Source organism: Brevundimonas sp. 2YAF1, from assembly GCF_052114745.1.
Lineage (GTDB): Bacteria > Pseudomonadota > Alphaproteobacteria > Caulobacterales > Caulobacteraceae > Brevundimonas.
Window position 1 is genome coordinate 171,043 of sequence record NZ_JBFRFI010000005.1, and the last position, 22,426, is coordinate 193,468.

Genomic DNA, 22,426 nt, shown 5'->3' on the forward strand with positions numbered 1-22,426 from the left:
ACCTCAGGCCCGCCTCAAGCCAAGCGCCTGAGGCGCTGCCTCAGGATACGCCGTGGCCACTCGTTACGAGCCCAAGACCGCCGAACCCCGCCAGCAAGCCCGCTGGGCGGCCGCTGACGCCTTCTCGGTGTCGAACGACGACACCGGCCGGCCCAAATACTATGTGCTGGAGATGTTCCCCTATCCGTCGGGCAACATCCACATGGGCCACGCCCGCAACTATGTGATGGGCGACGTGGTGGCGCGTCACAAGCGGGCCCAGGGCTTCGACGTCCTGCACCCGATGGGCTGGGACGCCTTCGGGATGCCCGCCGAAAACGCAGCCATGGAGCGCGGCGTTCATCCCGGCGACTGGACCTGGTCCAACATCGCCGCCATGCGCGACCAACTGAAGCTTCTGGGCCTGTCGCTGGACTGGAGCCGCGAGTTCGCCACCTGCGACCCGGCCTACTACGGCAAGCAGCAGGCCTGGTTCCTGGAGCTGTACAAACGCGGTCTGGTCTATCGCAAGGACGGGGTGGTCAACTGGGACCCGGTCGACAACACGGTCCTGGCCAATGAACAGGTCATCGACGGCCGCGGCTGGCGCTCGGGCGCCCTGGTCGAGAAGCGCAAGCTGAACCAGTGGTTCCTGCGCATTACTCAGTATGCAGACGATCTGATCGACGGCCTGAAGACGCTGGAAGGCCGCTGGCCCGAAAAGGTCCGCCTGATGCAGGAAAACTGGATCGGCCGCTCCAGGGGCCTGCAGATGAAATGGGCCTTCGCGCCCGGCGCGGCGCCGGCCGGCCATGAGGCGGTCGAGGTCTATACGACCCGCCCTGACACCCTGTTCGGCGCCAGCTTCGTCGGTCTGGCTCCCGATCATCCGATCGCGAAACAGCTGGCCGACGCCAATCCCGAGATCGCCGCCTTCGTCGCCGAATGCCGCAAGGGCGGCGCCTCGCAGGCCGAGATCGAACAGGCCGAAAAGATCGGCTGGGACACAGGCCTGAAGGTCGTCCATCCCTTCTCCGGGGCCGAGGTTCCGGTCTGGATCGCCAACTTCATCCTGTCGGAATACGGCACCGGCGCCATCTTCGCCTGCCCGGCCCACGACCAGCGCGACCTGGACTTCGCCCGCAAATACGACCTGCCCGTGATCCCGGTCGTCCGCCCTGAAGGCGCCGGCGACGACTTCGTCGTGGCGAACGAGGCCTACACCGGCCCCGGTTCGATCTTCCATTCCGACTTCCTGAACGGCCTGGACATCGAAGCCGCCAAGGCCGAGGCCATCGCCCGCATAGAGGCGGCGGCGCAAGGGCAGGCCAAGACCATCTATCGCCTGCGCGACTGGGGCGTCAGCCGCCAGCGCTACTGGGGCTGCCCCATCCCGGTCATCCACTGCGAGGCCTGCGGCGTCGTGCCGGTTCCGGCCGAACAACTGCCGGTCGAGCTGCCCAAGGACGTGACCTTCGACGTGCCCGGCAACCCGCTGGACCGCCACCCGACGTGGAAACACGTCCACTGCCCGTCGTGCGGCGGCGAGGCACGTCGCGAGACGGACACGCTGGACACCTTCGTCGACTCCAGCTGGTACTTCGCCCGCTTCGCCGATCCGAAGGCGGACGAACCGATCAACAAGGCCGCCGCCGCCAAATGGCTGCCGGTGGATCAGTACATCGGCGGCGTTGAACACGCGGTCCTGCACCTGCTCTACGCCCGCTTCATCACCCGCGCCCTGTCGGACGCCGGCCTGATGGACGTGAAGGAGCCCTTCGCCGGCCTCTTCACCCAGGGCATGGTGGTCCACGAAACCTATCGCCGCGAGGACGGGGCCTGGGTCGAGCCGACCGACATCGAGATCACGACCCTCGACGGCAAGCGCAGCGCGCGCCAGTTGTCGACCGGCGAGACGGTCCGCATCGGCGACATCGAGAAGATGTCCAAGTCTAAGAAGAACGTCGTGGCCCCGCAGGAGATCCTGGGGACCTATGGCGTGGACGCCGGCCGTCTGTTCGTCCTGTCCGACAGCCCGCCGGAGCGCGACGTGCAATGGACTCCCGGCGGGGTCGAAGGCGCCAGCCGCTTCGTCCAGCGCGTCTGGGCCGAGTTCGACGCCGACACGACCAACGGCGAGGGCGACAGCGCCCAGAACGCCAGCCTGATCCGCGAAACCCACAAGGCCATCAAGGCCGTCAGCGAGGGCGTCGAAGGCTTCCGCTTCAACTCGGCCATCGCCAAGCTCTACGCCTTCCTGGCGACCATCCGTCACCACGACAAGGCGAGCGACGAGGCCCGGAAGACGGCCCTTTCGGCCCTGGCCCGCCTGATCGCCCCCTTCACCCCTCACCTGGCCGAGGAAGCCTGGACCCGCCTGGGTCAGGACGGCATGGTGCTGGACGCGCCCTGGCCCGTCTATGACGCCGCCCTGGCCGCCGACGACGAAGTGATCCTGCCGGTACAGATCGGCGGCAAGCGCCGCGGCGAGGTCGTCCTGCCGCGCGGTTCGGACAATGCGACGGTCGAGGCCGCTGCTCTCGCCAATCCGACGGTTCAGGCCTACCTTGCCGCCAACAACCTGAGCGTCCGCAAGGTGATCGTGGTGCCCGACCGTATCGTCAATCTGGTGGCCGGCTGATGCGCAGCGCCCTCGCCCTGCTGGCCGTCGCCGGCGCCCTTGCGGCGTCGGGCTGCGGCTTCACGCCGATGTACGGCGACATGGGCCAGAGCGGGGGCGTGGGCGCGGGCCTGTCGCGCATCGCCGTCTCCACCCCCGACAACCGCCTGGGCTATCGGCTGCGCGAGCAGTTGGAGGACGCCTTCGGCTGGAACGGCGCGGCGACGCCCCTCTATCGCCTGACGACCGAGGTGGTTCAGCATCGCCGCACCCTGGGCCGGCGCATCGACGATACGGCCAGCCGTTATGAGCTGACCGTCAAGGCCGACTGGACCCTGACGCCGGCCGACGGCGGCGCGCCGATCAAGGGCTCCCAGACGACGACCACCACCTATGCCGCCGCCGACCAGCCCTACGCCGCCATCGCCGCCCAGCAGGACGGCGAGGACCGGGCCGCCGCCGACCTGGCGCGCCTGATCCGGCTGGACCTGATGCGCGCCCTGGCGGGCCAGTGAGCCGCACTCCGAGGGGGATGATCACGTGATCCTGGCCAAGCGGCCCGAGGTCGACCGCTTCCTGAAATCGCCGGACGCCCATATCCGCGCCGCCGTCATCCACGGCAAGGACCGATCGGGCGTCACCGAACGCGCCCTGACCCTCTACAAGGCCATCACGCCTGACCTGAACGACCCGTTCAACGTCACCTTCCTGACCGAGGCCGACATCGACGGCGATGCGGTCAAGCTGGAGGAGGCCCTGACGGCGCTGAGCATGATCGGCGGGCGCCGCCTGGTGCGCATCCGCCTGTCGGACGGCAAGCCCAGCGTCGACAAGGCCATCGCCGCCGCCCTGACCATCCACGCCGACGGCGGCTACAATCCCGACGCCATGCTGGTCATCGAGGCCGGGGCGCTCGGCCGCGAATCCGCCCTGCGCAAGGCGGCTGAAAAGTCGGCCGGGGCTGTCGGCATCGCCTGCTATGAAGACGAGGTCGGCGACGTGGCCCGCATGACCCGCGAGGCTCTGGGGGCCGACAAGGTCGGCCTGACCGGCGATGCGCTCGACCGGTTTGTCGCCCGGCTGCCCCGCGAACGCGGTCTGATGCGCCAAGAGATCGAGCGCCTGGTGCTCTACATCGGCCCCGGTTCCGGTCGCATCATCGACGTGCCGGAACTGGAAGAGCATTTAGGCGTCGAGCCCGACGCCTCGCTGTCCGACGCCGCGCTGCAAGCCTTCGGCGGTCGCCCCGGCCCGGCGCAATCCGGCCTACGCCGCGCCCTGGCCGAGGGCGAAAGCGCCGTCATGGCCGTGCGCATGGCCGCCATTCACCTGGGAAAACTTCGCCGAATCAATGTGCTGCAAGCCTCCGGGGCCGGCGCCAAGGAGGCCGCCAAGTCCGCCGGCGTCTTCTGGAAACAGGAGGCCGAAATCCTGCGTCAGGCCCGCGCCTGGCGGCTGGAAATGCTCGACGAGGTCCAGGATAGCGTCAACACCGCCGACATCGCCACCAAGACCACGGGAATGCCCGAAGCCCTGATCGCCGAACGCCTGTTGCTGGAAATCTCCGCCCGCGCGAAGCGTATGGGGCTTTAGGCGAAGGACCAATTGCGCTTGGAGCGGCTTGAGGACCGTCTTCCCGTTGGCGTCTTATCGACGCCTTCGGCTCTCTCGCCCTTCTCCCAGTGGGAGAAGGTGGGCCGCAGGGCCGGATGAGGGTCGTTGGTTGCCTTCGGCGTAAGCCGTTCCGCGACTTACGCCGACTGGAGGCCTGGGCCCCTCACCCTTTCGCCTTATCCATTCGCTTCGCTCTTGGAGGCTCAAGCCCTCTCCCGCTGGGAGAGGGAAGCGAGCACTAGCCCCGCTTGGAGGCCTTGCGGAAGGCGGGCTGGTTCATGGCGGCGGCTTGGCGTTGCATCGCCTTTTCTGGGGCCTTGCCCACGGTCTTGGCGCCGGGCTGTCCGCCCTGGGCCCCGGCCTTTTTAGCGGCGAGGGCGCGTTTCAGGGCTTCGGTCGCGCTGGTCTTGTCAGTTTGATCGGTCATGGACGCACCTTAGCACGTCCTGACCAGAAAGACCCTTCAGCCGCGCATCAACCGGCGGCACAGGTCATCGAGCTGTTCCAGCGTGCCGTATTTGATGGTGATCTCGCCCTTGCCGCCCTTGTCGGCCAGCAGGACTTTCAGGCCCAGGGCGTCGGCCAGATCCTGCTCCAGGGCGGCGACGTCGGCGGCGCCCTCCCCGTTCAGCACCGGCTTGGCCTTCGACGGCTTGGGACCATCGGCGGCGCGGCGCGCCAGGGCCTCGGTCTGACGCACGTTCAGGCCCTTGGACAGGACCTGTTCGGCCAGGGCCTCCGGGTTGGGGGCCGTGATCAGGGCGCGGGCGTGACCGGCCGAGAGCCGGTTCTCCATGACGTGGTTCAGCACGCTGTCGGGGAGTTGCAGCAGGCGCAGGGTGTTGGCGACGTGGCTGCGGCTCTTCCCGACCACGCCGGCCAGGGCGTCCTGGGTCCTGCCAAAGCGCGAGATCAGCGAGCCATAGGCCATGGCCTCTTCGACCGGGTTCAGGTCGGCGCGCTGGACGTTTTCGATGATGGCGACCTCCATCACCTCCACGTCGTCCATGGCCCGCTCGATGATCGGCACCGTCTTCAGACGCGCGCCCTGAGCCGCGCGCCAACGGCGCTCGCCGGCGATGATCTGCCAGACGCCGTCCTCGCCGGGCTGGGCCCGCACCAAGATGGGCTGCAGCACGCCCTTGTCGCGGATCGAGGCCGTCAGTTCTTCCAGATTGTCGGCGCTGAAATGTTTGCGCGGCTGGTCGGGATTGGGCTTCAGGCTCTCGATCGGCACGGCGCGCACGCCGGTCGGCTGAGGCCCGTCAACCGGCGCGCTCTCGGCGACGTTCTCTCCCAGAAGGGCCGAAAGACCCCGGCCCAGACCACGCTGACGTTCGGACAAGATGCTGTTTCCGTTTCTGTATTCTATCAGGCGGCCAGCGCCAGGCGGCGCTGTCGCTCGCGCGCGACAAGCTCGCGGGCCAGTTTGAGATAGGCTTGGCTGCCGGTGCATTTCAGGTCGTAGATCAGCACCGGCTTGCCGAAGGACGGCGCCTCGGACACCCGCACGTTGCGGGGAATGACGCTGTCGTAGACCTTGTCGCCGAAGTGGCTGCGCACGTCGGCCGCCACCTGCCCCGACAGGGCGTTGCGGCGGTCGTACATGGTCAGGACCAGGCCCTGAATCTCCAGCGACGGGTTCAGGCTCTGCTTGACCATGTCGATGGTCCGCATCAGCTGGGTCAGGCCTTCCAAGGCGAAGAATTCACACTGCAACGGCACCAGAACCGCGTCGGCGGCGGCCATGGCGTTCAGCGTCAGCAGGTTCAGCGACGGCGGGCAGTCGATCAGGACATAGTCGTACCGGGTATGGCCGTTGCCGCCCTGAGCCGCCAGCGCGTCGCGCAGACGATAGGAGCGACGGTCGGCCTGGCTCAGTTCGATCTCGACCCCCGACATGTCGGCGTCGGCGGGGACGATGAACAGACCGGGGACCGCGGTTTCCACCGCCGACAGGTCGATGGGGCGGCCGTCGACGATGACGTCATAGATCGTCGCTCGGCGTGTTTCACGTGGAACACCCAGACCCGTCGAGGCATTGCCCTGCGGGTCCATGTCGACGATCAGGACTTTTTCGCCGATGGCGGCCAGGGCGGTGCCGAGGTTGATGGCGGTCGTGGTCTTGCCCACCCCGCCCTTCTGGTTGGAGACGGCTAGGACTCTAGTTTGATGCACTCGGGTCTGTTTCTCGCGATCAGCGGACACGGCGGAGGCTCCGGACAGAAACAATGCGGCCGCGCGGGTCGCTGCGCGAGACGGAGAGGTCGCTCTTAAAATGCCAGACCTTGGCCGCGTCTTTCAACTCAGCTTCGGCCTTCTCCCCCTTCAGGAACAGGCCTTGTGCACCGTGCTGGAAGTAAGGCTGTGCATAAGCCAGCAGTTTCTCCATCGGCGCCACGGCGCGCGCGGTGACGATGTCGACCTCGACGTCCTGCTCTTCGGCCCGGCCGTTGATCACCGTCGCCGGCAGATCCAGCGCCTCGACCACCTGTTCGAGGAAGCGGCAGCGTTTCCCGAGGCTGTCGATCAGCCAGACGTGGGCGTCGGGACGATCCTTCAGCAGGATGGCGAGCACCACGCCCGGGAAGCCGGCGCCGGCGCCCAGATCGGCCCAGGTCAGGGCCTCGGGCGCCAGGGCCAACAGCTGGGCGCTGTCCCAGGCGTGACGGTTCCAGAAGTCGGGGATAGAATCCGGGCCGACCAGGTTCATCACCTCATTAGCCTCAGTCAGCATGCCGAGGAAGGCGGTCAGATCGGCGATCTGGGTTTCACTGGCCCCGGTATGGGCGCGGAAGGCGGCGACGGGGTCCAGGCTCACGCGACTATGGTCTCGACTTCTGCGGCGAGCGGCGTCGCCTTCTTCACATGGGCCAGAAGCGCCGTCAGCGCCCCCGGCGTCATGCCCTCGATCCTGCCGGCCTGCCCCAGGGTGCGGGGCTGGACCAGGATCAGCTTCTCGCGGACCTCATGCGACAGACCACCGATGGCGGCGTAGTCCAGGCCTTCGGGCAGGGACAGGCCCTCCTCCCGACGCAGAGCCTCGGCCTCGGACGCCTGACGGTCCAGATAGCCGGCATAGACGGCGTCGATCTCGACCTGCTCGCGCACGCCGGGCGCCCAGTCGGCGATCTCGGGCCGGACAGCGGCGAAATGGTCCAACGTCACGCCCGGGAAGGACAGCAGGTCTCGGATCGAGCGGCGCTGGCCGTCGGCGTTGACGGTGATGCCGATCAGGCCGGCCTCCTTGGGCGTGAACTGGGTTTCACGTGAAACATGGTTCGCGCGGTCCAACTGGTCCGCCTTCTCCAGCCATACTTTCGCGCGGTCGGCGCCGACGATCCCGGCGGCGATGCCGAGCGGGGTCAGGCGCACGTCGGCGTTGTCGGCGCGCAGGGTCAGCCGATACTCGGCCCGGCTGGTGAACATGCGATAGGGCTCGGTGACGCCGCGCGTCACCAGGTCGTCGATCATGACGCCGATATAGGCCTGATCCCGGCCGAGGATGATCGAGTCCGAACCGGCGGCGGCGCGGGCGGCGTTGAGGCCCGCGATTAGGCCTTGCGCCCCCGCCTCCTCATAGCCCGTCGTGCCGTTGATCTGGCCCGCCAGATAGAGGCCGGGCCGCTTCTTGACCTCCAGCGCCGGGGTCAGTTCGCGCGGATCGACATAGTCGTATTCGATGGCGTAGCCGAAGCGGAAGACCTCGACCTGTTCCAAACCGGGCATGGTCCGCAGGAAGGCCATCTGGGTCGCGTCGGACACCGAGGTCGAAATGCCGTTAGGATAGACGGTCGGATCGTCCAGACCTTCGGGCTCCAGGAAGACCTGGTGGCTGGTCTTGTCGGCGAAGCGGACCACCTTGTCCTCGATCGACGGACAATAGCGCGGCCCCCGGCCCGACAGCTTGCCGCCATAGACGGCGCTCTCGCCCAGGTTCTCTGCGATGATCCGGTGGGTTTCTTCGGTCGTGTGGGTGATGCCGCAGGCGATCTGCGGCACCTTGATCCGGTCGGTCAGGAAGCTGAACGGCACGGGCTCCTCGTCCGCCGCCTGCATCTCCAGCCGGTCCCAGGCGATGGTGCGGCCGTCCAAACGCGCGGGCGTGCCGGTCTTCAGACGCCCCATCATCAGGCCAGAGCCATAGAGGTCGGCGGCCAGGCCGACCGACGGCGCCTCGCCAAAGCGACCGGCGGCGATGCGCTCCTCGCCACGATGGATCACGCCATTGAGGAAGGTGCCGGTCGTCAGGACCACGGCCCCGGCGCGAAGCTCGGCCCCCTCGCCCATCGCCACGCCGACGACGTGGTCGCCGTTCAGGATCAGGGCCTCCGCCGTGCCGGCCATCAGGGTCAGGTTCGGCGTCTGGGCCAGCTCGGCCTGCATGGCCTCGCGATAGAGGCGACGGTCGATCTGGCTGCGCGGGCCGCGCACGGCGGCGCCCTTGGAGCGGTTCAGCAGACGGAACTGGATCCCGGACACGTCGGCCAGACGGCCCATGACACCGTCCAGGGCGTCGATCTCACGCACCAGATGGCCCTTGCCCAGGCCGCCGATGGCCGGGTTGCAGCTCATCTCGCCGACGGTCTCGAGCTTCTGGGTCAGCAGCAGGGTGCGGGCGCCGGCGCGCGCCGAGGCCGCTGCGGCCTCGCAACCAGCGTGGCCGCCGCCGATGACGATGACGTCGAAGGTCGTGGAGGGGGAGGAACTCATGGCCGAGGACATAGTCTATCCGACGTCGGATCGCCACTGCGACGACGCCGTTGTTTCACGTGAAACACCCTGGTTCTGCGGCTACTTGCCGATGCAGAAGGTCGAGAAGACCTCGCCGAGAATGTCCTCAACGCCGATAGCGCCGGTGACCCGGGCCAGGGCGTCGGCGGCGCGACGCAGATCATCGCCCGCCATTTCCGGCGCCAGGTCGAGGGCGCGGCGCCCCGCCTCGACGGCGGCCAGGGCCTCGACCAGACGACGGCGATGGCGCTCGCGCGTCACCGCCGGGAAGTCCCCGCCCGACAGGTCTCGAGCCAGACGGGCGGCGATCCAATCGTGCAGGTCGGACAGCCCCTGCCCCGTGGCGGCGCTGACGGCCAGGGCCTCAAGCCCCATGGCCGGCGCCGCGGCGCCGAGGTCGGCCTTGTTCAGGATCTGCAGATCGTCGGGTCGGGCGAAGGCGACGGCAGGATCCTCGCCCTGCCCCAGGCCCGGCGCCCGGACCCAGAGTCGAAGATCGGCCTCCTGCGCCCGAAGCCGCGCGCGACGGATGCCCTCCGCCTCGACCAGATCGTCGCTGTCGCGCAGGCCGGCGGTGTCGGACAGGGTGACGGCGTAGCCGCCGATCATCAGCTCGGCGTCGAGAACATCGCGGGTGGTGCCGGCGATGGGGGTGACGATGGCCGCCTCGCGCGCCGTCAGGGCGTTGAACAACGACGACTTACCGGCGTTGGTCTCGCCGATCAGGACGATGCGATAGCCCTCGCGCACCCGTCGACCGCGATCGGAATCGGCCAGGGCGACGCGCAGATCGGCGGCCAGCCGGTCGAGAACCGGGCCGGCGGTGCGCGCCAGATTGTCGGGGACTTCTTCGTCCGGGAAATCGATCTCGGCCTCGACCAGGGACAGGGCCTTGAGCAGATCGCGACGAAATCCGGCGTAGGCGGCGCTCAACGCCCCTTCGAGCTGGCCCAGGGCCTGAGCCTTCTGGGCGCTGGTTTCGGCGTCGATCAGGTCCGCCACGGCCTCGGCCTGGGCCAGGTCCATGCGGCCGTTCTGGAAGGCGCGGCGGGTGAACTCGCCGGGTTCAGCAGGGCGCACATCGAGGGCGATCAAGGCGCGGCTGGCGGCCTCGATCACGGCCCGACCGCCGTGCAGATGCAGTTCGGCCGAGTCCTCGCCGGTGTAGGAATTGGGCCGGGGGAAACGCAGGACCAGGGCCTGATCCACCATCTCGCCGTCATGGCGAAGCGTGCGCAGGGCCGCCAGACGCGGCGTCAGCCCCCCTGCCCCCAGCGCGGTCAGGGCCGCGTCCACGCCCGGCCCGGACAGGCGCAGGATGGCGATGGCGCCCCGCCCCGGCGGGGTGGCCAGGGCGAAGATGGTGTCGGCGTTGGTGCTCAAGTCGTCAGACCTTGGGCGCGCCCGTGACGGCGGCTTCCATCAGACGGCGGAACTGATCCTGGGCCTGGGCGCCGAAGCTGGTCCAGGTCTTCATCAGTTCATCGGGCTGAAGGGACGCCATGTTGGCGTCCATGCGCTTCTGCATCTCGGCCACCAGATGATCGTTCAGCACGGTGACGTCGGGCAGGCCGAGGAAGGCGCGGGCCTCGGCCGGGGTGCAGTCGATTTCGATGTTCAGCTTCATGTCGTCTGCCTTTCAGGCCGGGCGCTGTTTCACGTGAAACATAGCTGACCATCCCTCAAGCAGCCACGCGCCGCGCGCGTGGCGCTAGGGAACCAAGAATGATCAGGTGTTCATGGACTGGAAGAAATCGCCGTTGTTCTTGGACTGGCGCATCTTGTCGAGCAGGAACTCGATGGCGTCCTGCGGACCCATCGGGTTGAGGATGCGGCGCAGGACATAGGTCTTGGCCAGTTGGTCCTTCGGCGTGATGAGGTCTTCCTTGCGGGTTCCGGACTTGAGCACGTCGATGGCCGGGAAGATGCGCTTGTCGGCGACCTTGCGGTCCAGCACGATTTCCGAGTTACCCGTGCCCTTGAACTCTTCGAAGATGACCTCGTCCATGCGGCTGCCGGTGTCGATCAGGGCCGTGGCGATGATGGTCAGCGACCCGCCCTGCTCCACGTTGCGCGCGGCGCCGAAGAAGCGCTTGGGGCGTTGCAGGGCGTTGGCGTCGACGCCGCCGGTCAGCACCTTGCCCGACGACGGGACGGTGGCGTTGTAGGCGCGGCCCAGACGGGTGATGGAGTCCAGCAGGATCACCACGTCCTTCTTGTGCTCGACGAGACGCTTGGCCTTTTCGATGACCATTTCGGCGACGGCGACGTGACGGGTGGCCGGTTCGTCGAAGGTCGAGGCGACAACCTCGCCCTTCACCGTGCGCTGCATGTCGGTGACTTCTTCCGGGCGTTCGTCGATCAGCAGGACGATCAGGAAGACTTCCGGGTGGTTGCGCTCGATCGACTTGGCGATGTTCTGCAGCATGACCGTCTTGCCCACGCGCGGCGGGGCGACGATCAGGCAGCGCTGGCCCTTGCCGAGCGGGGCGACGATGTCGATGATCCGGCCGGAGCGATCCTTCAGCGTGGGATCCTGGATTTCCATGTGCAGCCGCTCTTCGGGATAGAGCGGGGTCAGGTTGTCGAACAGGACCTTGGTCTTGACCATCTCCGGATCTTCGAAGTTGATCGTGTCGACCTTGAGCAGGGCGAAATAGCGCTCGCCCTCGCGCGGCCCGCGCACGGCGCCATGCACCGTGTCGCCCGAGCGCAGGCCGAAGCGACGGATCTGCGACGGCGAGACATAGACGTCGTCCGGACCCGGCAGATAGTTGGCGTCGGGGCTGCGCAGGAAGCCGAAGCCGTCCGGCAGGATTTCCAGCACGCCCGAGGCGATGATCTCCACCTCCTCGTCGGCCAGGGTCTTGAGGATGGCGAACAGCAGGTCCTGTTTGCGCAGGTTGCCGGCGTTCTCGATCTCCAGGCTTTCGGCGAAGGCGACCAAGTCTTCCGGCGTCTTCTCGTTCAGTTCCTGCAGGGTGATCCGACCGTTGGGGACGATATCGTCCTCGTCCGCCTCGGCCGAGGTGTCGATGCCGGTCTCGTCGTTGACGATCTCGGAGCCGTCATCGGCTTCAACCTCAGGCTCGGGTTCCGGCGCGACTTCGACTGGCGCTCTGGAGCCGCCCAGGGTCAGCGTCTTGCGCGGACGTTCCGCAACAGTTTCAACGACTTCTGTGGACTGGTCATTGTTTTCGGGCGTATCGGTCATGGCGTGCTCGCTCGCGCGCTCAGACGCGGTGAAGCGTCGAGGGCGGTTCGTCTGTCGATGTCGCGGCCTTGCGGCCAGAGGGAGGGCGACGGGCTCCCGCAGGATCAATCCGGCAGGCATCGCGAGAAGAGAGGGACCGCCCTGCGGATCGCGATGGGACCACGCCGAACGGTTCACCATGAGCGGAACCACAAAACGACAGCCGGGGTCAAGAGGGCAGCCCTTTCCTCCCCATTCCATGGGGAGGTGGCGCGGCGCCGCTGGCGACGTGACGAAGGGGGCGTCTCGACGGCTGACGTTTGCGTCGCCCCCTCCACCACTTCGTGGTCCCCCTCCCCACAAGTGTGGAGGAAATTAGGGTCTGCGCTCAAGCAGCGAGCGACCGCGTCGCGAACGTTAGCGCCTTAGAAGGTCCATTCCAGCGTGACCGACAGCACCATGACGATGGCGATCAGGAAGGGAATCTCGTTGGTCATGCGCCAGAAGCGACCGCTGTGGGTCGAGGTCCCGGCGGCGATCTTCTTGCGTTCGCGGGCCAGAAAGCCGTGCCAGCTGACCAGGGCGACGACGCCCAGCAGCTTGGTCACCATCCAGGGCTGTTCGAACAGGTCCCAGCCGCGTCCCGTGCCATCGATCCAGATCAGCCAGCCGCCGAAGACGAAGGCCAGGATCATGGCCGGATTTATGATGATGCGCAGCAGCCGGGTCTGCCAGGTGCGCAGCAGGGCGCGCATCTCGCTACGCAGCGGCTCGGGCTTGGCCGCCATTTCGGCGTCGTAAGCGTAGAGGCGCGGCAGGAAGAGCATCCCCGCCATCCAGGCGATGACCGCCAGGATGTGCAGGCCGCGAGCGAGATCATAGGCGTTCATAGTGTGATCCTAGGCGGCTTTGGCGCGTTTTGAACAGCCGCCGGCGCAGGCTTTCCGCCCGACGCAGAAGCCTCCCTTGGACACGCCCTGCGGCGCAACGCCCGAGGTGTGCAGCGCCGCTTTCACGGCCTGGGCCAGGGTGGCGATGAAAGCGGGCTCCACCCCCACGGCGGGAGTGCGCAGGTAGGGAGCGCAGCCGAACTTGGCGGCCAGTTCGCCGTACTCGAGATCCAGTTCGACCAGGGTCTCGACATGTTCGGAAACGAAGGCGATCGGCACGATCACGGCGCCGACGCCGTCCTTGGCCGCCTGTTCGATGGCCTCGGGCGTGGCCGGACCCAGCCATTTCAGCGGCCCCACCCGGCTCTGATAGCAGATGGCCCAGTCGCTTAGCCCCATGCGGGCGACGACGGCGGCCACGGTGGCCTCGATCTGGGCCTGATAGGGATCGCCCGCCGCAACCAGTTTTTCCGGAATGCCGTGGGCCGAGAACAGCACGCGCACGGGCTTGCCCTCAGCCTTGTCCATCGTCTCACGGATCAACTTGGCCTGGGCCTCGACCAGCCCCTCGGCGTCGGGATAGCAGCAGACGGCGTGGACCTCGCCCGGTCCCTGATAGGCCTCGCGCCAGGCCTTCAGCGACGAGGCCGTCGTGGTGGTCGAGAACTGCGGATAGAGAGGCAGCAAGACGACGTGGTCGGGCTGGAAATACGCCACCGCCCGCGCCGTATCCTCGGTCAGAGGATGCCAGTAGCGCATGGCGATGAAGACCTCGGTCTCGTCCCCCGGCGTCGCGTCGGCCAGAGCCTCAGACAGGGCCGCCGCCTGTTTCAGCGTCTCGGGCAGCAGGGGCGACCCCCCGCCCATCAGGGCGTAGTTGGCCTGGGCCGACTTCTCGCGGCGCGAGGAGATCAGTCGGGCCAGGGGCGTGCGGACGATGCCCGGCAGGCCGATGATGGCCGGGTCGTTGAACAGGTTGAACAGGAAGGGTTTGACCGCGTCAGGCCCGTCCGGTCCGCCGAGATTGGTCAGCACGACCGCCACGCGCCGGTTGGGACGAGTGTTCGCGGTGGCGGCGTCTGCGGTCATTGGGCGCCGATCCGGCGCAGAACCTGTTCGACATGGGCGATGGGCACGTCCGGCAGAATGCCGTGGCCTAGGTTGAAGATCCACGGCCCCTGGCCCCAGGCCTCCATCAGCTGATCGACCCGGCGGTCCAGAGCATCGCCGCCGGCCCGCAGCAACAGCGGATCGAGCGCGCCCTGGATCGGCTTGATGGCTTGAACCCGTTTGCCGACTTCCAGAGGACAGGCGGTGTCCAGCGCCACGGCCTGAACGTCGCAACTGCTCGCATAACGCTCCGCAAGCGCTGCAGAGCCTCTTGGGAAGCCGATGAGCGGCACGGTGACCCCCAGGGCCCGGGCGCGGGCCACCAGCGCCTGGTGAGGCTTCAGGACCAGACTCTCGAACAGATCGTCGGGCAGGCCCTCGGCCCAGCTCTCGAAAATCTTCAGCACCTGGGCGCCGGCGTCCTGCTGCATCTTCAGATAATGGGCCGTGGCCTCGACCAGAACATCGAGCAGGGCCGCGACCTTCTCGGGTTCCGCATAGGCGTAGGTCCGGGCCGTGGCGCGCTCGCCCTTAGCGATCGTGCGGGCTTCACCGTCCAGCATATATGTGGCGACCGTCCAAGGCGCGCCGGCGAACCCGATCAGGGCCCGTTCCGGCTCCAGTTCAGCGCGCACCAGGCTGAGGGTTTGGCCCACCGCCTTCAGGGCTTCCCCCGCCCCGGAAGCCAGCGCCCGCATCGACTCCACCGACGGCAGGGCGCCGAGGCGCGGACCTTCGCCGGCTTCGAACCAGACCTTCTGTCCCAGGGCGCCCGGGATCAGCAGGATGTCGGCGAAGACGATGGCGGCGTCAAAGCCGAACCGGCGCATGGGCTGCAGAGTCGCTTCCGCGGCCATCTCCGGATTGAGGCAGAAGGCGATGAAGTCCGGCGCCTTGGCCCGCAGCGCGCGGTATTCCGGCAGGTAGCGCCCAGCTTGACGCATGAACCACACGGGCGGGCGGGCGAGGGTCTGGCCCTGGAGAGCCTGGATCAGAAGGGGAGTGCTCATGGTCTCGGGCTTTAGGATGCACACCCCCAAGCCTCAATCCCTATTCAAGAATAAGAATTGAGAGAATTGGAGGATGGAAGCAGGGGGCTGAAGTGCGGGGATAGAATCTGCCCGTCCCGTCGATCGACAGGGTTCTCCCCATTTCGGAGCGAACGAATCCAGCGGATCCGTCGATGGGGTGTTCATAACGGGGATAACCGGCTCTGGGCCCGCTGTGACGGGAGTCCGATCTGGGCGCCGTTGTGGGAAAGGCGCCGGGCGCCAAATTTGGATAAGGCGCCTTATCCCCGGGTGAGGATAATTGAACGGCGCCTGTATGAACGACTCCAGGCGCCGTTCGGCAATCGGCGCCCGTGATCCCCGCTCGCGACCGGGACCTGGGCTTGCTAGAGGATTCGGCGCCCAGTCGATGTCGAACGGCGCCCCGGCTTTTGCACAGGCAGCGGGGAAAGAGTCCGACGATATCCGCGCCGGCGACCGAGGATAGGAGACGATCACGCCATGAGCCCCGCCCGCCCGTCCGGATCCTCGCGTCTCGCCACCTATTTCCATGTCCACCTGGTCTCGGACTCGACCGGCGAGACCCTGAACGCCATGGCCAAGGCCGTAATCGCCCGTTTCGACGGCGTCATCCCCATCGAACATATCTACGCCCTGGTCCGCTCGCCCAAGCAGATGGAGCGGGTGCTGGAGGAGGTGGCCGGCGCGCCCGGCGTGGTGCTGCACACCCTGGTCGACCGCGAACTGCGCGAACAGTTGGAAGAAGGCTGCCGCCGGCTGCAGACGCCGCAGATCGGCGCCCTGGATCCCCTGGTCGGCGCCCTGTCGGGCTATCTGGGCGCCAACATCTCGACCCGCGTGGGCGCCCAGCACGCGCTGGACCACGGCTATTTCAATCGGATCGGCGCCCTGGACTTCGCCATCGCCCACGACGACGGCCAGGGCACGCTGGAGCAGTTGGAGCACGCCGACGTGGTTCTGTGCGGGGTCAGCCGGACCTCCAAGACCCCGACCTGCATCTATCTGGCCAACCGCGGCATCCGCGCCGCCAATGTGCCGCTGGTGCCGGGCCAGGAAGACGGCGAGCGGCTGACCCAGTTGAAGAACCCGCTGGTCGTGGGTTTGACAGTGTCCCCCGACCGGCTGGTGCAGATCCGCCGTAACCGGCTGGAGGGACTGAACGCTCACCACGCCTCCAACTATGTCGACCACGACGCCGTGCGTGAGGAGACGATCAGGGCGCGACGCGCCTTCGAACGACGCGGCTGGCCGACTATCGATGTGACCCGCCGCTCGGTCGAGGAGACCGCTGCGGCTATCATCAATCTTTTGAGCGAGCGGCGCACGCGCCGCGTGGGGACGGCCTGGTGAAAAACGACGTCGAACGGCTGATTCTGGCCTCCAAGAGCGTGGCGCGACGCGCCGTCCTGACCGACGCGGGCGTGCCCTTCACAGTGCAGGTGGCCGATGTGGACGAAGACGCCCTGAAGATGCCGGGCGTCGATCCGGTCGAACTGGCGGTCGAATTGGCGCGGGCCAAGGCCCTGGCCGTCTCGCGCCACGACGCCGAGGCCTGGGTCCTGGGCGCCGACCAGACCCTGGCCTTCGACGGCGGCCTGGTTTCCAAGGCCCCGACGCTGGCGGCGGCGCGCGAACGTCTGACCGCCATGCGCGGCCGTTCGCATCAGCTTCATTCCGGCGCCGCTCTGGCCCGCAACGGCCAGGTGGTCTGGTCGGGTGTGGATACGGTCGAGATGAGGATGCGTGACTTCTCCGAGGCCTTCCTCGACGCCTATCTGGCCGCCGAGGGCGAGGCGCTGCTGACCTGCGTCGGCTCCTACCGGCTGGAGGGGCTGGGTTCGCAGTTGTTCGAGGCGGTCGAAGGCGATTATTTCACCGTCCTGGGTCTGCCCCTGTGGCCGGTTCTGGCTGAGCTGCGCCGGGCTGGAGTGATCGCGTCGTGACCGCCTCCCCCTCCCTTTGCTCTGGCCGCAGCCGCATCACCGGCGCCGCCATGCTGGCCGGCATCGCCGGTCAGCCGGTGGCCCATTCGCTGAGCCCCGTCATCCACAACGCCTGGCTGGAAGCCGGGAATATCGACGGCGCCTATATGCCCTTCGCGCCCAAGGACGCCGCCGGGTTTGACGTCCTGGTCGCCGCCGGTCGCGCCGGCCTGGTCCAGGGGCTAAACGTCACCGCCCCCTTCAAGGAACAGGCCTTCGCCCTGGCCGACGAAGCCAGCGCCGCGGCCTGGGCGACCGGCTCGGCCAATATCCTGGTGTTTCAGGACGGCCGGGTGCGCGCCGATAGTTCCGACGGCGTCGGCGTCCTCGTTGCCCTGGCCGAGCAGGCGCCGGGACTGGTCCTGAAAGACGCCGTCGTCGTCATGCTGGGCGCTGGCGGGGCCGCAAGGGCCGGCGCGGGCGCCCTGATCGAGGCGGGGGCGAGCATCCGCATCCTCAACCGCTCGCGCGACCGGGCCGAGGCCCTGGCCGCCGATCTGGGCCCGTCAGTCACAGTGGTCGAAGAGTCTGCGCTGGCCTCGGCCGATCTGGTCATCAACGCCCTCAGCGTTCAGCCGAGCATCGACCTGTCGGCCTTGAAGGCGACCGCCGTGGTCATGGACATGACCTACAAGCCCGTCGTCACGCCTTTCCTCGCGGCGGCCCGAGCGCGGGGCCTGACCACGGTGGACGGACTGGCCATGCTGATCGGCCAGGCGGCGCCCTCGTTTACGGCCCTGTTCCGTCGTCCGCCCCCGCCCCTGGACCTGCGCGCCCTGCTGCTGGCGCATCTGGGGGAAATGGAATGATCGTCCTCGGCCTGACCGGCTCGATCGGCATGGGCAAGTCCACCACGGCCCAGATGTTCGCCGACGCAGGCGCTCTGGTTTGGAACGCCGACGCGGTCGTGCATGACCTCTACGCCCTCGGCGGCGAGGCGGTCGGCCCGGTGGGCGAGGCCTTTCCCGGCGTGGTCGTCGACGGCGCCGTGGACCGCACCCGTCTGGCCGAGGCCCTGGGCCGCGATGAGGACGCCTTCAAGCGGCTGGAGGGGATCGTCCATCCCCTGGTGGCGCGGGGCCGCGCCGACGATCTGGCGGCCGCCGAGGCGAACGGCGTCAAGCTGGCCGTGCTGGACATCCCCCTGCTGTTCGAAACGGGCGGCGACGCAGCGGTGGACGCCGTGGTCGTGGTCACCGCCGATTCCGAGGTGCAGGCGGCGCGGGTCCTAGCCCGCCCCGGCATGACCCGCGAACGGTTTGACGCCATCCTGGCCCGCCAGACGCCGGACGCCGAGAAGCGCCGCCGCGCCGACTTCCTGGTCGACACGGGCCGGGGGCTGGACGCGGCGCGGGTTCAGGTGCGCGAAATCGTGGGGACAGTCCTCGATCCATCGTGGACGCCGCCGCGCCGGGGCTGAGCCCGCTCTTTCGTCCAGGCGCGGCTTACCCCATTAAGGGGACATGGCCCGCGAAATCGTCCTCGACACCGAAACCACTGGATTCGACCCCAAGACGGGCGACCGCCTGATCGAGGTCGGCTGTATCGAGATCCACGACCTGCTGCCCACCGGCCGGACCTTCCACCGTCTGGTCAATCCCGAGCGGCTGATCCCGCCGGACGCGATCCGGGTCCACGGCATCACCGACGACCAGGTGCGCGACGCGCCCAAGTTTCACGAGATTGCCGCCGACCTGCTGGAGTTCATCGGCGACGCCCCCCTGATCGCCCACAACGCCAACTTCGACCGCAACTTCATCGACTTCGAATACAGCCGCATTGGCCAGAAGCCGCCGCATCAGGAGCGGTGGATCGACACGCTGCAGCTGGCCCAGAAGCGCTTTCCGGGCATGCCCAATTCGCTGGACGCCCTGTGCAAGCGGTTCAAGATCTCGCTGGTCGACCGGGCCCTGCACGGCGCCCTGATCGACTCCCGCCTGCTGGCCGAGGTCTATCTAGAGTTGCGCGGCGGCAAGGAACGGGCGCTGGATCTGACCACGATCCGCAGTCCGCAGGCCACGGCGGCGGCGGCCGCAGTCAGCCATGGCGCGCGACCCAACCCCTTGCCCTATCGTTCGACCGAAGCGGAGCAGGCGGCGCATCTGGCCTTCCTGAAAGCGGCGCTGAAGGATTACAGCCTGTGGGCCGGTTACGGCGTGACCGTCGAGGTCCAGGACGAAGCCGCCGCCTGACGCGCAAAGAAAAACGGCCCGACGCTGTCACGCCGAGCCGTTTTCATTCTCATGCATAGACTGTCGCTCAAGCAGCCCGTCGCCGCGCGACGGGCGTTAGCGACCCTTAATTCATGCCTGGCCGGTTTCGGCCGGGCCGCTGGCGATCTGCTGCTGGCGCGCGACATAGATGGCGGCGAAGTCGATCGGGTCGACCATGAAGGGCGGGTAGAAGCCGCCGTCCGAGGTGGCCTGGGCTATGACCTGACGCGCGAAGGGGAAGAGGTAGCGCGGGCACTCGATCAGCAGCATGGGCTCGATGTCCTGCGGAGCGACGCCTTGCAGGGCGAACAGGCCGCCGTAGACCAGTTCCACGTGAAACACCGCGGCCTTGTCCTCGCCCGTGGCCTTGACCGACAGCTTCAGGTCCAACTCGAACAGGCCGTCGGGACGACCGGCGGCGTTCATTTCGACGCCCATGTCGATGGCCGGCTTGCCCTCGATGCGCAGGCTTTCCGGCGCGCGCGGGTTTTCGAAGGACAGGTCGCGGACATATTGCGCCAGAATGCGGAAGCCCGGACCGGCCGGCTGTCCCTGGCCTTCCATCAGCTCGGTCTGGCCGTTGGCGGCGGTGTCGGCGGGGGCGGTGGCGTCGGTCATGAAGAAAGCCGTCAGTCTGAAAACAAGGGACGCCGGACCGCTCCGGGTCCGGGGTGAAGGGCCCGCGACTACCACGGCGAGGCTATTGGCCGCAACGGCGAGACCCGCGTTCTGGACGCCCCTCGCCTTGCGCCCAGCGGGATCGCCCCCTAATCCTCACCATAACAGATGCGCGCCCGTCGCCCCCCCTTGGGCGCGCGCCAATCAGGTGAAGCCCGTGCCCGTGCAATTCCAGATCGTCATGTTCGCCATCGTCGCTGCGGTGCTGCTGTTCACGCTCTACAATGTGCTGGGCAAGAAGGTCGGACGTCAGCCGCAGGAAGACGCCCGCCTGCCTCAGGTCGCGCCCATGGCCGGTCCGACGCCTGCTGCGCTCACGCCCGGCGTGGACGCCGCCACGGCCGCCGCCGTCGCCGGGCTCAAGGCGCGTGACCCAGCCTTCGATCCCGCCCGCTTCCTGGAGGGCGCGCGTCAAGCCTATGAAACTATCGTGCGCGGCTACGCCTCGGGCGACCGCGAGGCCCTGCGCCCCCTTCTGACCCCCGCGGTCATGACCTCGTTCGAGGCGGGCATCGCCGCCCGCGAGGCCCGCGGCGACCGTGAACAGACCGAATTCCTGCATCCGCCGCGCGCCGACCTGGAACTGGCTACGGTCAAGGACGACCGCGCCGTCGCCAAGGTCCGCTTCCTGGCCGAGATGCGCAGCGTCGTGACCCCGGCGTCGGGCGAGGCTGCGACCGCGGAGCGCCGCACCGCCGAGCTGTGGACCTTCGAGCGCGTCCTCGGCGCCGCCGACCCGAACTGGGCTCTGGCTCGCGTCGAGCCGGCCAGCGCCTGATGCCTGTCTCCGCCCTGTCGCCCGTCCTTCCGTTCAGCCGGTCGGGCGCGGCCCGGGCGGGCGTCCTGTCTCTCCTGCTGTTCGCGGCGGCCTGCGCCTCGACGCCAGCGGTGACGCCGCGGCCGCCGTCGACAAGGCCGGGGCCGGTTCCGCCGCCGTCCTCGGTCGAGGGGATGAGCCTCGGCGCCCTGCCCGGCTGGGCCGAGGAAGACCATCTGGCGGCTTTCCGCGCCTATGTCGCCGGCTGCGGCCGGCTCAGGGACAGCGCGGCCGCAGCCGTCTGTGATCGCGCCCGCAATCTGGCCTCCCGCCGGCTGTCGCCCAGCGACGCACGCGCCTTCCTCGAAACGAATTTCGTCGCCGCCGAGGCCCGCACCGATGATGGCCGGGCGGGTCTGCTGACCGCCTATTTCGCGCCTGAGTATCCGGCGCGCCGGACGCCGGACGCCGAGTTCGACGCCCCCGTCCTCAGCCGCCCGGCCAACCTGTCCGACGTCGGCGACCGCAGCATGATCGAGTTGGGATCGGCTCAGTCGTCGGCCCTGGCCTGGATGCGGGCCGAGGATCTCTTCTTCCTGCAGATTCAGGGCTCGGGGACGCTGACCTTCCCAGACGGCGCCCGGCTTCGCGCGGCCTATGCCGCCGACAATGGCAAGCCCTTCGTCGGCATCGCCCGGCCGATGGCCGAGCGCGGCCTGCTGCCCCAGAATGGAACCTCCGGCGACGCCATTCGCGGCTGGCTGTCCGCCCATCGCGGGGCTGAGGCGCGGGCGGTGATGGCGCTGAACCCGCGCTACATCTTCTTCGCCCTCAGTCCCGACGACGGCGCCGAGGCGACCGGCGCGGCCGGCGTGCCCCTGCCCGCGCGCCGCTCCGTGGCGGTGGACCCCTCGCGCTGGACCTATGGCGACGCTGTTTGGATCGAGGCCGACGGCGGCAATCTGGTGGGCGCCCGCGCCAGCTATCGCGGCCTGGTCATGGCCCTGGACACTGGCTCGGCCATCCGCGGCCCCGTCCGCGCCGACCTCTATATCGGTCGAGGCGACGCAGCCGGCGCCGAAGCGGGCGCCGTGCGGCACCCGCTTCGCATGTGGCGGCTGATCCCGAGGGGCTGAGCGGCGGACCCTTCGACGCGCCGGGGTGAACAGCGCCGGTTGGCCACGATCGCCGCGAGCGGCAGAATCCCTTGGTTTCAAGGGAGGGACGCGATGGGCGCGCTCGTTTACGCCACCGTGGGATCGAACCGGCTGGACGACGCCAAGGCGTTTTACGACGCCCTGCTGGGTTCGGCCGGGATCAGGCCCGTCTTCGAGCATCCTTCTGGGGGGCGGGTGTATGGCGCGAACCGCACCCCCAATTTCGCCGTTCTGGGTCCGCATGACGGCCAGCCGGCGTCCGTCGGCAACGGCTCGATGTTCGCCTTCGGCTTCGATACCCGCGAAGAGGTCGACGCCTTCCACGCCAAGGCGTTGGAGCTAGGCGGCGCCTGTGCGGGCGTTCCCGGCCTTCGAGGCCCGGGTCTATGGTTCAGCTATTTCCGCGACCTCGACGGGAACAAACTCTGCGCCTTCTGCATGGGGTGACCGGCGCCGCCCTGTCCGCAC

At 68.2% G+C, this 22,426-nt stretch carries 23 protein-coding genes; 11 read left to right on the forward strand and 12 right to left on the reverse strand.

From position 1 onward, the window contains the following. The first annotated feature begins 52 nt into the window (after positions 1–52). The 3 genes from leuS to holA are packed head-to-tail and all read left to right on the forward strand — an operon-like array spanning position 53 to position 4,192. Positions 53–2,620 (forward strand): leucine--tRNA ligase, encoded by a 2,568-nt coding sequence (gene leuS / locus AB4Y68_RS08925; protein WP_441455190.1) that lies wholly within the window; start codon positions 53–55, stop codon positions 2,618–2,620. Further along, positions 2,620–3,114: an LPS assembly lipoprotein LptE gene (lptE, locus tag AB4Y68_RS08930; protein WP_441455191.1), complete on the forward strand. Its 495-nt coding sequence runs from the start codon at positions 2,620–2,622 to the stop codon at positions 3,112–3,114. Before leuS ends, lptE begins: the two co-directional genes overlap by 1 nt. A gap of 25 nt (positions 3,115–3,139) precedes the next feature. Next, complete coding sequence (holA, locus tag AB4Y68_RS08935) at positions 3,140–4,192, forward strand: DNA polymerase III subunit delta (RefSeq protein ID WP_441455192.1); 1,053 nt, start codon at positions 3,140–3,142, stop codon at positions 4,190–4,192. Between the two features lie 259 nt (positions 4,193–4,451). Here holA and AB4Y68_RS08940 read toward each other — a convergent pair whose 3' ends face one another. From AB4Y68_RS08940 to hemE, 11 genes are all read right to left on the reverse strand, one after another. Further along, positions 4,452–4,640, reverse strand: a complete 189-nt coding sequence (locus AB4Y68_RS08940; RefSeq protein WP_441455193.1) for a hypothetical protein — start codon at positions 4,638–4,640, stop codon at positions 4,452–4,454. Positions 4,641–4,676: 36 nt separating this feature from the next. Then, positions 4,677–5,558: a ParB/RepB/Spo0J family partition protein gene (locus AB4Y68_RS08945; protein WP_441455194.1), complete on the reverse strand. Its 882-nt coding sequence runs from the start codon at positions 5,556–5,558 to the stop codon at positions 4,677–4,679. A 26-nt stretch (positions 5,559–5,584) separates the two neighbouring features. Further along, positions 5,585–6,391: a ParA family protein gene (locus AB4Y68_RS08950; RefSeq protein ID WP_441455292.1), complete on the reverse strand. Its 807-nt coding sequence runs from the start codon at positions 6,389–6,391 to the stop codon at positions 5,585–5,587. Between the two features lie 19 nt (positions 6,392–6,410). After that, a complete protein-coding gene (rsmG, locus tag AB4Y68_RS08955) occupies positions 6,411–7,034 on the reverse strand; it encodes a 16S rRNA (guanine(527)-N(7))-methyltransferase RsmG (RefSeq protein ID WP_441455196.1) in 624 nt (207 codons plus the stop codon). Then, a complete protein-coding gene (gene mnmG / locus AB4Y68_RS08960; protein ID WP_441455197.1) occupies positions 7,031–8,926 on the reverse strand; it encodes a tRNA uridine-5-carboxymethylaminomethyl(34) synthesis enzyme MnmG in 1,896 nt (631 codons plus the stop codon). Before mnmG ends, rsmG begins: the two co-directional genes overlap by 4 nt. An 81-nt stretch (positions 8,927–9,007) precedes the next feature. Next, the gene (gene mnmE / locus AB4Y68_RS08965; RefSeq protein ID WP_441455198.1) at positions 9,008–10,330 is read right to left on the reverse strand and encodes a tRNA uridine-5-carboxymethylaminomethyl(34) synthesis GTPase MnmE; all 1,323 of its coding nucleotides are present in this window, start codon (positions 10,328–10,330) and stop codon (positions 9,008–9,010) included. Positions 10,331–10,334: 4 nt separating this feature from the next. Further along, the gene (locus AB4Y68_RS08970) at positions 10,335–10,574 is read right to left on the reverse strand and encodes a DUF6489 family protein (RefSeq protein WP_441455199.1); all 240 of its coding nucleotides are present in this window, start codon (positions 10,572–10,574) and stop codon (positions 10,335–10,337) included. Between the two features lie 102 nt (positions 10,575–10,676). Next, positions 10,677–12,161 (reverse strand): transcription termination factor Rho, encoded by a 1,485-nt coding sequence (gene rho, locus AB4Y68_RS08975; RefSeq protein ID WP_441455201.1) that lies wholly within the window; start codon positions 12,159–12,161, stop codon positions 10,677–10,679. A 404-nt stretch (positions 12,162–12,565) separates the two neighbouring features. Continuing rightward, a complete protein-coding gene (locus AB4Y68_RS08980; protein WP_441455203.1) occupies positions 12,566–13,030 on the reverse strand; it encodes a CopD family protein in 465 nt (154 codons plus the stop codon). A 9-nt stretch (positions 13,031–13,039) separates the two neighbouring features. Next, a complete protein-coding gene (gene hemH, locus AB4Y68_RS08985) occupies positions 13,040–14,119 on the reverse strand; it encodes a ferrochelatase (protein ID WP_441455204.1) in 1,080 nt (359 codons plus the stop codon). Beyond that, a complete protein-coding gene (gene hemE / locus AB4Y68_RS08990) occupies positions 14,116–15,150 on the reverse strand; it encodes a uroporphyrinogen decarboxylase (protein WP_441455205.1) in 1,035 nt (344 codons plus the stop codon). Before hemE ends, hemH begins: the two co-directional genes overlap by 4 nt. Before the next feature lie 501 nt (positions 15,151–15,651). Between hemE and AB4Y68_RS08995 the strand changes: the two genes are divergently transcribed. Genes AB4Y68_RS08995 through dnaQ form a run of 5 tightly spaced genes read left to right on the forward strand, consistent with a single transcriptional unit; the run spans position 15,652 to position 19,345 of the window. After that, a complete protein-coding gene (locus AB4Y68_RS08995; RefSeq protein ID WP_441455207.1) occupies positions 15,652–16,521 on the forward strand; it encodes a pyruvate, water dikinase regulatory protein in 870 nt (289 codons plus the stop codon). Further along, complete coding sequence (locus AB4Y68_RS09000; protein WP_441455208.1) at positions 16,518–17,114, forward strand: Maf family protein; 597 nt, start codon at positions 16,518–16,520, stop codon at positions 17,112–17,114. The genes AB4Y68_RS08995 and AB4Y68_RS09000 overlap by 4 nt, the downstream gene beginning before the upstream one ends. Before the next feature lie 50 nt (positions 17,115–17,164). Beyond that, the gene (locus tag AB4Y68_RS09005; RefSeq protein WP_441455293.1) at positions 17,165–17,962 is read left to right on the forward strand and encodes a shikimate dehydrogenase family protein; all 798 of its coding nucleotides are present in this window, start codon (positions 17,165–17,167) and stop codon (positions 17,960–17,962) included. Further along, entirely contained in the window at positions 17,959–18,573 is a 615-nt protein-coding gene (coaE, locus tag AB4Y68_RS09010; protein WP_441455209.1) for a dephospho-CoA kinase, read from the forward strand. The genes AB4Y68_RS09005 and coaE overlap by 4 nt, the downstream gene beginning before the upstream one ends. Before the next feature lie 43 nt (positions 18,574–18,616). Next, positions 18,617–19,345 (forward strand): DNA polymerase III subunit epsilon, encoded by a 729-nt coding sequence (gene dnaQ, locus AB4Y68_RS09015; RefSeq protein ID WP_441455210.1) that lies wholly within the window; start codon positions 18,617–18,619, stop codon positions 19,343–19,345. 111 nt (positions 19,346–19,456) lie between these two features. Here dnaQ and secB read toward each other — a convergent pair whose 3' ends face one another. Further along, positions 19,457–19,984: a protein-export chaperone SecB gene (gene secB, locus AB4Y68_RS09020; protein WP_441455211.1), complete on the reverse strand. Its 528-nt coding sequence runs from the start codon at positions 19,982–19,984 to the stop codon at positions 19,457–19,459. Between the two features lie 223 nt (positions 19,985–20,207). Between secB and timA the strand changes: the two genes are divergently transcribed. The 3 genes from timA (at position 20,208) to AB4Y68_RS09035 (ending at position 22,405) form a co-directional block, all read left to right on the forward strand. Then, positions 20,208–20,822, forward strand: a complete 615-nt coding sequence (gene timA, locus AB4Y68_RS09025; RefSeq protein WP_441455294.1) for a TIM44-related membrane protein TimA — start codon at positions 20,208–20,210, stop codon at positions 20,820–20,822. Beyond that, entirely contained in the window at positions 20,822–21,937 is a 1,116-nt protein-coding gene (locus tag AB4Y68_RS09030) for an MltA domain-containing protein (protein WP_441455212.1), read from the forward strand. The genes timA and AB4Y68_RS09030 overlap by 1 nt, the downstream gene beginning before the upstream one ends. Positions 21,938–22,030: 93 nt before the next feature. Further along, positions 22,031–22,405 (forward strand): VOC family protein, encoded by a 375-nt coding sequence (locus tag AB4Y68_RS09035; RefSeq protein WP_441455213.1) that lies wholly within the window; start codon positions 22,031–22,033, stop codon positions 22,403–22,405. Positions 22,406–22,426 lie beyond the last annotated feature (21 nt).

Excerpts from the sequence above, each read along its gene's own strand:
- lptE (WP_441455191.1), top strand. The coding sequence starts at position 2,620 with ATGCGCAGCGCCCTCGCCCTGCTGGCCGTCGCCGGCGCCCTTGCGGCG.
- AB4Y68_RS08995 (WP_441455207.1), top strand. The coding sequence starts at position 15,652 with ATGAGCCCCGCCCGCCCGTCCGGATCCTCGCGTCTCGCCACCTATTTC.
- AB4Y68_RS09035 (WP_441455213.1), top strand. The coding sequence starts at position 22,031 with ATGGGCGCGCTCGTTTACGCCACCGTGGGATCGAACCGGCTGGACGAC.
- dnaQ (WP_441455210.1), top strand. The coding sequence starts at position 18,617 with ATGGCCCGCGAAATCGTCCTCGACACCGAAACCACTGGATTCGACCCC.
- rho (WP_441455201.1), bottom strand. The coding sequence starts at position 12,161 with ATGACCGATACGCCCGAAAACAATGACCAGTCCACAGAAGTCGTTGAA.
- coaE (WP_441455209.1), top strand. The coding sequence starts at position 17,959 with ATGATCGTCCTCGGCCTGACCGGCTCGATCGGCATGGGCAAGTCCACC.
- mnmG (WP_441455197.1), bottom strand. The coding sequence starts at position 8,926 with ATGAGTTCCTCCCCCTCCACGACCTTCGACGTCATCGTCATCGGCGGC.
- secB (WP_441455211.1), bottom strand. The coding sequence starts at position 19,984 with ATGACCGACGCCACCGCCCCCGCCGACACCGCCGCCAACGGCCAGACC.
- AB4Y68_RS09005 (WP_441455293.1), top strand. The coding sequence starts at position 17,165 with ATGCTGGCCGGCATCGCCGGTCAGCCGGTGGCCCATTCGCTGAGCCCC.
- AB4Y68_RS08980 (WP_441455203.1), bottom strand. The coding sequence starts at position 13,030 with ATGAACGCCTATGATCTCGCTCGCGGCCTGCACATCCTGGCGGTCATC.
- hemH (WP_441455204.1), bottom strand. The coding sequence starts at position 14,119 with ATGACCGCAGACGCCGCCACCGCGAACACTCGTCCCAACCGGCGCGTG.
- AB4Y68_RS08940 (WP_441455193.1), bottom strand. The coding sequence starts at position 4,640 with ATGACCGATCAAACTGACAAGACCAGCGCGACCGAAGCCCTGAAACGC.
- hemE (WP_441455205.1), bottom strand. The coding sequence starts at position 15,150 with ATGAGCACTCCCCTTCTGATCCAGGCTCTCCAGGGCCAGACCCTCGCC.
- AB4Y68_RS09030 (WP_441455212.1), top strand. The coding sequence starts at position 20,822 with ATGCCTGTCTCCGCCCTGTCGCCCGTCCTTCCGTTCAGCCGGTCGGGC.
- AB4Y68_RS08970 (WP_441455199.1), bottom strand. The coding sequence starts at position 10,574 with ATGAAGCTGAACATCGAAATCGACTGCACCCCGGCCGAGGCCCGCGCC.